The sequence below is a fragment of the Streptomyces sp. NPDC058289 genome, assembly GCF_042880975.1.
In the GTDB taxonomy this organism is placed as follows: domain Bacteria; phylum Actinomycetota; class Actinomycetes; order Streptomycetales; family Streptomycetaceae; genus Streptomyces; species Streptomyces stoeckheimensis.
Window position 1 is genome coordinate 44652 of the sequence record NZ_JBHVYI010000061.1, and the last position, 7473, is coordinate 52124.

Sequence of the window (7473 nt, forward strand, 5' to 3'; positions counted from 1 at the left end):
CCCGGGGGCGCTCAACGCTCCCCCGGGGCCCTGCCCACTCATTTCCGCATCCCCCTGAGAGTCAGGAGGGTGCGATCAACGACCTTGGAGGGACTTGACGTTGTCGCCGAAGGTCCAGCCCTTCGAGCCGTCCCAGTTGACCGACCACGTCATGAGCCCCTTCAGCGAACCGCCGAAGGCGTTCCACGACTGGCTGACCAGGCTCGGCGTCATGTAGCCGCCGCCCGCGCCGGTCTGGGCCGGCAGGCCGGGGACCTGCTTGTCGTACGGCACCTTGATGGTGGTGCCCTGGATGGTCAGGCCGTTGTTCAGGCAGGTGGTCTGGGCGGTGAAGCCCTGGACGGTGCCGGCCTGGTAGGAGTCGCCGGAGCACCCGTACATGCTGCCGTTGTAGTACTGCATGTTCAGCCACCACAGCCGGCCGTTGTCGGCGTACTTCTTGATGATCGGCAGGTAGGAACCCCAGATCGATCCGTAGGTGACGCTGCCGCCCGTGACGTACGCGGTTTCGGGGGCCATCGTCAGGCCGAAGCCCGCGGGCATCTGGGCCAGCACGCCGTCGATGATGCGGATCAGGTTGGCCTGGGATGCGGACAGCGTGTTGATGTTGCCGCTTCCGGACAGGCCGGTCTCGATGTCGATGTCGATTCCGTCGAAGTTGTACTTCTTGAGGATCGGCACGACGGTCGCCACGAACTTGTCGGCGACGGTGCTGGAACTCAGGTCGATGCCCGCGGTGGCGCCGCCGATCGACATCAGGATCGTCGCTCCGGCCGCCTTGGCCCGGCACATCTCGGCGGGGGTCGCGACCTTGACGCCGGTGTCCATGCCGTCCTGCCACTGAACGGTGCCGTCCGAGAGGATCACCGGGAACGCGGCGTTGATGACGTTGTAGCCGTGCGCGGCTATCCGGCTGTCCGTGATGGGCACCCAGCCCATGCCCGGGTGGACGCCGTTCGCGGCGCCGTCCCAGTTCTCCCAGTAGCCCTGCAGGACCTTGCCCGCCGGCCTCGGCTTCGTGGGACAGGTCTCGCCGGGCGGGGCGGTGGTCGGGGGCGCCGTGGTCGGCGGGGCGGTCGTCGGCGGGGCGGTCGTCGGGGGTGCGGTGGTGGGAGGCGCGGTGGTGGGGGGCGTCGTGGTCGGCGGTACGGTCGGGGTGGGGCTGCTGCCGCCCGGACCGACCAGCGACACGTCGTCCGCGTGGTACGCGGGCTGCCCGTACCAGCCGTGCAGGTAGACGGTCACCGAGGTGGTGCCCGGCCCCGTGGTGAAGCCGACGCTGAGCTGGCCGTAGGAGGGGCTGCTCGGCGTCCAGGTCGACGTGGTTCCGGTGAGGCCGGTGCCGGTCGCGCCCAGGTAGACGTAGCTGCCCTGGACGTAAGCACTCAGCGTGTACTGGGAGTTGGGCTGCACGCTGACGGTCTGGACGCACTGTGCGTTGTCCTGGCCGGACGGCGTGGCCTTGAGCGCGGAGGCCCCCGAACGGACCGGAGTGCTGACGGCCACCCCGGAGCCTCCGGAACAGGCCCAGGAGGAGAGGCCGTTCTCGAATCCGGAGTTGACCACCAGGTTGGTGGCGACGGCCTCGTTCGTCGCGGCGCCGGCCGTGACGGCCCCTGCCGCGGCGATTCCGGCGCCGATGACGGCGACGGCGCTCACTCCGGCGAGGGAGCGGTTCAGGACGGTCGCTCCGCGTCGGGCGCGGCCGTTCCGTCCTGCACGAGGGCCGAAGTCAGCCGGCAGGCGCGGAGTACGTGATCTCCGACGGAACATGGTGTGCTCCATTCAGGCCGAGCGTCATGGACATGACCGACGCGTGGGGGCGTGACGCCCGGCTCTGGGTGAGGTGGGGACAGGTGGGGCTGTGCCGACCGGATCGTAGGAGCAACGACACGGCCGGTCAATAGGTCTGGACCAATAGGTGAGTCGAGGCCGCGCGGGAAGCCCGGTCGGGGCTTCTCAGGAGGGACGGCCGGGGCCCATGATGGCGGGATGGCAGCCGGCGAGGATCTGCTCTGGGACGCGGCGGACAAGAGCATGCGGACTGTTCCGCGGCTACGGCGCATGGCGGTGACGGCATGCTGCCTCGGCTTCTTCGGCCTGGTGATGTGGGCGGAATCCGACGTCCGGTGGGCGGTCTCGGCAACCGTGGCCTACGTACTCGTGGAGATCGCGTACTGGGCCTGGGACCGGCGGCGCCTGGTCGAGGCACGGATCGTCCCCGGCGGGGCAGACGGGCGCGCAACGCTCCGCCTCCGCCGCACCGGAGGACGGATCACGGACCATGACCCCCATGAGGTGACGCGGGTCCTCGTCATCTACGACAACGTCGACGGCTCGGCGAGACTTCGGCTGCACGTGCGGCGGAAGCGGCTCTTCTTCGGCCGCCCCGGCCGCCCGCCGGCGCTCACGACCTGGCGGAAGACGTGTCCGCAAGCCGAAGTAGGCGACAGGAGCGCCCGTTGGGGCATGCCCGGGATCCCTGACTAGGAGTCATCGCGCACGGCCCCCACCGACGGGCCCCGGCTGTGGCCAGGGTCAGGCTCCCGGTGGAAGGGCAGCCGCTCAGGGAAGCAGCTGGGAGGCGAGGTCGCGTACGGTCGCCATGTCACTGAACGGGAGCAGGTCTTCGCCCACGATCTGGTGCGGTTCGCTGCCCTTGCCTGCGATCAGGACGATGTCTTCGGGCCGTGCTGCGGACAGAGCGAATCCGATGGCTCGGCGCCGGTCGGCGGAGCGCTCGTACGGTGTCCCGGTGCTTTCGATGCCGGATGCGATCTGGTCCAGGATCGTCTCGGGGTTCTCGGTGCGGGGGTTGTCCGAGGTCAGGACGCAGAGGTCGGAGTGGGTGCCGGCGATGCGGCCCATCTCGGCGCGCTTGGTGGTGTCGCGGTCACCGCCGCAGCCGAAGACCGTGATGACGCGGCCCCGGGCGAAGCCCCGGATGGCGGTCAGGACCTTGTCGAGGGAGTCGGGCGAGTGCGCGTAGTCCACGATCACCGAGGTGCCGGCGGGGGTGACGAAGCGCTCGAACCGGCCCGGTACGGGCGGCATCTGGGCGAGTGCGGCGACCAGTCCGTCCAGGTCGTGACCCAGTACCCGGCAGGCCGCCAGCGCCGCCAGTGCGTTGGACACGGAGAACCGGCCCGGGACGGGGATCGCCGCCGCGTACTCCTTGCCGGCGTGGTGCAGCGTGAACCGGGTGCCCGAGGCGTCCGCGATCAGGTCCGTGGCCCGGAAGTCGGCGTCCTCGTCGAGGGCGTACGTCGTCACGGCGCCGGGCATCATCGCCCCGATCCCGGCTCCCACGGCGTCGTCCACGTTGACGACCGCATGTCGGCACAGCCCCTGGAACAGCCGCATTTTGGCGTCCGTGTAGTGGGCCATCGTGCCGTGGTCGTCCAGGTGGTCCTGGGTCAGGTTGGTGAAGACGCCGACGTCGACGAAGGTGCTGTCCACCCGGTACGTCTGCAGGGCCATCGAGGTGGCCTCCAGCACCACGCTGCCGGTGCCCTGGTCCCGCATGCGGCCCAGCAGGTACTGCAAATCGGGCGATTCCGGTGTGGTCAGCACCGTGGGCGGCATCGGGATCATCTCGTCGCCGATCCGGCTGCCCGCCGTCCCGATCACGCCCACCGAGGCACCCTCGGAGATCTTGAGGAGCGACTCCACCATGTAGGAGATGGAGGTCTTCCCGTTGGTCCCGGTGACCGCCACCACGTCCATGTGCCGGCCCGGCTCGCCGAAGTAGCGGGAGGAGACGACGGCGGCCGCCTTGCGGGTGTCGCGGACCCGTACGACGCACACCGCCGGAAGCAACTCCCGCCCGGAGGGCGCGGCGGCGGCTCCCTCCTCGTCGACGAGCACCGCGACCGCCCCGCGCGCGAGCGCCGCACCGATGGCTGCGGGGCCGCCCCCGCGGTGGCCGGGTACCGCGATGAAGAGCGAGCCCGGCACCACCCGGTCGACGTCGAAGGTGGTTCCCGCGGTGACCCCCGTGGACTCGATGTCGCCCTGGATGACGTGGTGTTCATGGCCGGTCAGCAACCCGCTCAACTTCACGGTGGTCCCTTCGGAGGCGGCTACGGCCCGGCGCACGGCCCTAACCTGGGGGCAGCGCCGACGGAGCGTCGGGACTGCGGTGGTGCTGCGGGAGGGCGATGCGTCGCCCTCGAGACGACGGGGCCGGACCGGACCCGGTGATCGGGACGGGTCGCGGGCTGCCGGGGCAGGGACCGTCGCCGAAGATGGTGCGGCGGGAGGGAAGGGGCCCGGGCGCGGTGGGAAAGCGCTAGCCGTGGCCGTGCAGGACGCCGCGGCCGACCGTGGGGGCCTGACCGTCGGCGGCGGTCCGGAGGCTGATGCCCGTCCGGCACGCAGAGGCCGCAGGCGCGCCGGGGGCGGCCTGCGGCAGGCACTCCCCCATGACACGTCGTGTGCGACTCATGGGCCGAGTGTACGTGGGCTCACCCGGTCCGTACGCCGCGTCTGCTCGCCGGGCGGGCGCATCCGCCCCGGTCCGGGGGCCGCCGCTGAGGAATTGCCCCCGCGGATGGCGTTCGGACCCGGATAGTGAGGGCTGGTGCAGTGGGGGCTCCACGCCTAGGGCCTGTCGGATCGACTCCCAGGAGGAACGGGATGCACAGCCTGCCTTTTGATCAGCCGGGCCGCTTCTGGCGGGGGAACCTCCACACCCACTCCGACCGGTCCGACGGGGCCCTGTCCCCGGCGGCTACGGCGCAGTACTACCGGAGCGCCGGATACGACTTCTTGGCCGTCACCGACCACTTCCGTCCCGAGTACGGCTTCCCGCTGACCGACACCACCCCGCTGCGGACGGACGGATTCACCACCCTGCTCGGAGCCGAGCTCCACGCACCGCGCACCGAGGCCGGTTCGTCCTGGCACATCGTCGCCGTCGGGCTCCCGCTGGGGTTCGCCCCGCCCGGTCCGGAAGAGACGGGGCCCCAGCTGGCCCGCAGGGCGCGCCGCGCCGGCGCGTTCGTGGGCATGGCCCACCCGGCCGCCTCCCTGCTGAGCGCTGCGGACGCCGAGAGCCTGGACGCCGCGCACGCCGTAGAGGTGTACAACGCGCTCGCCGCGCGTGAGGACCGGGGAGACAGCTGGCACCTGACCGACGTCCTCCTCAATCGCGGCCACCGGCTCCACGCCTACGCAGCCGACGACGCACACCTCCAGCCACAGGACCCTCCGGGCTGCGCGGCCTGGGTCCAGGTCCGCGCCGAGTCCCTCGACCCGGAACGGCTCCTGGCCGCGCTCAAGGCCGGGCACTACTACTCCTCCACCGGACCCGAGCTGTTCGACGTCAGCCTGACCGGCGAACACGTCACCGTCCGGTGCTCCCCCGTCCGCAAGGTCCTGATCACTGGCGGCGCACCCGGGGTGCAGGTCGTCCAAGGCGAGGATCTGACGGAGTGCACCCTGCCGTCGGCGATGTTCCGCGGCGGATTCCTCAGGGTCACCATCGAGGATGCAGCCGGCGGCCGGGCCTGGAGCAACCCGATCCACCTCGCGGAAATGGCGTTTGCAAACCGTCCCGGCCCGACATAAGTTCGACCGCGCCCGCGGATCAGCGGGCCCTTTTCTTCTCCGTCGCATGTTCCCGTGGGGGGTACCGCTTCATGTCCTTCAGCACGCCCGATTCACCGCCGCCGGTGGGCTCCGAACCCGCGCATTCCCAGCAAGCGGTCCTGGTCCAGCCGTTGCCGGGCTGGAATCCTCCGGTCGGCGCGGGCCGCCCGATCCGGGGCCTCTCCATCGCCGCGATCGTGCTCCTCGCGGTCTCCGGTGCGTACGCCCTGCTGCTGACCGGGACCGGCCTGTACGTCCGCTCCGTCCTGGAGGGCGGCCGGTACCCGGGCGCAGGTTCCCCGGACGGCTTCACCCCGCCGGACGCCCTGATGGCGTTGGCCGCCGCCGTCCAGTTGCCGGTCCTGCTGGCCACCGCCGTCGTCTTCATCATCTGGTTCCACCGCGCCCACACGAACGCAAAGACCTTCAGGCCCGACGTGGCCACCCGGTCCAGCGGCTGGGCCATCGGCGGCTGGTTCATCCCCTTCGGCAACCTGGTCATTCCGTGCCGCACGGCGAGGGAGATCTGGGACGCGAGCCGCCAGCTCCGGTCCGACGGATCCGACCGGCCCGCATCGACCGCGTTCATCACGTGGTGGTGGCTCGTGTGGCTCATGTCGCTGCTGGCCGACCGTGTCTACGGGACCCTGTACGAGAACGCCTCCGACGCGGCGGGCCTCTCCGCATCCGCCCTCGCCGGCGCGGTACAGGGCGCGCTCTCGCTCGTGGCGGCCCTGCTCGCGATCCGTGTCGTACAGAAGCTCACGGCGCTGCAGACCACCAGGGCCGCCGAGGGACCGTATGCGGCCCAGCCTGCGGCGGCCGACGGCCTCCGGTAGCCCGGTAGTCCTTCCACCGTCCGGACATACGGGCATACGGACGTACGAGGGCGTGACCTGGTCCTATGCGGTGGCGCCGTCCGGCTCCAGGGTCATGCGGGCCACGTGGAGTGCCAGGTAGGAGACCTCGTCCTCGCTCAGGTGCTGCCCGAGACGCAGCTCGACGATCGTCGCCAGCTGCTGGGCGGTGTGGGTCGCCTCCGGGTAGTGCCGGCGGATGCCCTCGCCGATCGTCGACTCGTGCCCCTTCAGCTGCCGGTGCTGCTGGATGCGCACGAAGAGGTAGCGCACGTGGGTGATGAAACGGGCCGCGCTCATGGACTCCTGGGACACGGACAGCCCGTACCGCTCCCGCACGACGGCGAGCATCTGCTGGATGACCCCGGTCATCGTGTACGTGAAGGACAGGTCGCCTGTGGCGAATCCCGCGTTGACCAGGTGCAACGCGAGCGCGATCGCCTCGGAGGGCTCCAGTCGCGGGTCCACGCGCTCGTTGATCGCCTCCAGCAGGCGCTGCGCCTGGGCGAATTCGGCGGCGTACAGGGCCTGGACCTCCGCGCGCAGCGGGTACTCGATGACGATGCCCCGCTTGGCCCGGTCCAGCGCGCCGGCGACGTGGTCGGCGACGGCGATGGCGAGCGTCGGCCGGGTGGACTCGCGCCCCTCGATCCCGGCTTCGTCGAGGGCGATCACGACGGCCCGCAGGACCTCCTCGTCGATGAGGGCGAGGACCTCGCTCAGGTGGTCGGGGTCGCGGCCGTCGGCCGGGACGAAGACGCGCACGATCAGTGCGGGGTCGACCGGTTTGCCCTGGCGGGAGCTGAAGCCGATGCCGCGCCCGGTGAGGATGACCTCCTGGCCCTTGTCGTCGCGCGCGAGGACCACGTTGTTGTTGAGGACACGCAGCGCCTTCAACGCCTGCTCTCCTTCTCGTTCGCGGTCCGGTTCGCGGTCCGGTTCTGCCCAATGATCCCGCATTGTCTGCCACGCCTGTGCCACCCCTCCCCCGATCCGGTCCGACGCGGGCACGCCCCACGAACTG

At 70.9% G+C, this 7473-nt stretch carries 7 protein-coding genes; 3 read left to right on the forward strand and 4 right to left on the reverse strand.

The features are described 5' to 3' along the window. Positions 1–75 precede the first annotated feature (75 nt). Positions 76–1659, reverse strand: coding sequence for a carbohydrate binding domain-containing protein (locus ACFVX6_RS27600; RefSeq protein WP_389695863.1), 1584 nt, complete (start codon positions 1657–1659; stop codon positions 76–78). A gap of 333 nt (positions 1660–1992) precedes the next feature. On the opposite strand from ACFVX6_RS27600, the gene ACFVX6_RS27605 reads away from it, so the two are divergent. Then, entirely contained in the window at positions 1993–2490 is a 498-nt protein-coding gene (locus ACFVX6_RS27605) for a hypothetical protein (protein ID WP_389695865.1), read from the forward strand. A gap of 75 nt (positions 2491–2565) precedes the next feature. Here the strand turns inward: ACFVX6_RS27605 and ACFVX6_RS27610 are convergent, their stop codons facing one another. Then, on the reverse strand, positions 2566–4062 hold the full coding sequence (locus tag ACFVX6_RS27610) for a UDP-N-acetylmuramoyl-L-alanyl-D-glutamate--2,6-diaminopimelate ligase (RefSeq protein ID WP_389695867.1): 1497 nt from the start codon (positions 4060–4062) through the stop codon (positions 2566–2568). 229 nt (positions 4063–4291) lie between these two features. After that, on the reverse strand, positions 4292–4447 hold the full coding sequence (locus tag ACFVX6_RS27615; protein WP_389695869.1) for a hypothetical protein: 156 nt from the start codon (positions 4445–4447) through the stop codon (positions 4292–4294). Between the two features lie 191 nt (positions 4448–4638). Between ACFVX6_RS27615 and ACFVX6_RS27620 the strand changes: the two genes are divergently transcribed. After that, complete coding sequence (locus tag ACFVX6_RS27620; protein ID WP_389695871.1) at positions 4639–5571, forward strand: CehA/McbA family metallohydrolase; 933 nt, start codon at positions 4639–4641, stop codon at positions 5569–5571. Positions 5572–5642: 71 nt separating this feature from the next. Next, entirely contained in the window at positions 5643–6431 is a 789-nt protein-coding gene (locus tag ACFVX6_RS27625) for a DUF4328 domain-containing protein (RefSeq protein WP_389695873.1), read from the forward strand. A 63-nt stretch (positions 6432–6494) separates the two neighbouring features. Here ACFVX6_RS27625 and ACFVX6_RS27630 read toward each other — a convergent pair whose 3' ends face one another. Further along, positions 6495–7346 carry a PRD domain-containing protein gene (locus ACFVX6_RS27630; RefSeq protein WP_389695875.1) on the reverse strand — a complete coding sequence of 284 codons (852 nt, stop codon included), beginning with the start codon at positions 7344–7346 and terminating at the stop codon, positions 6495–6497. Between the last annotated feature and the right edge of the window lie 127 nt (positions 7347–7473).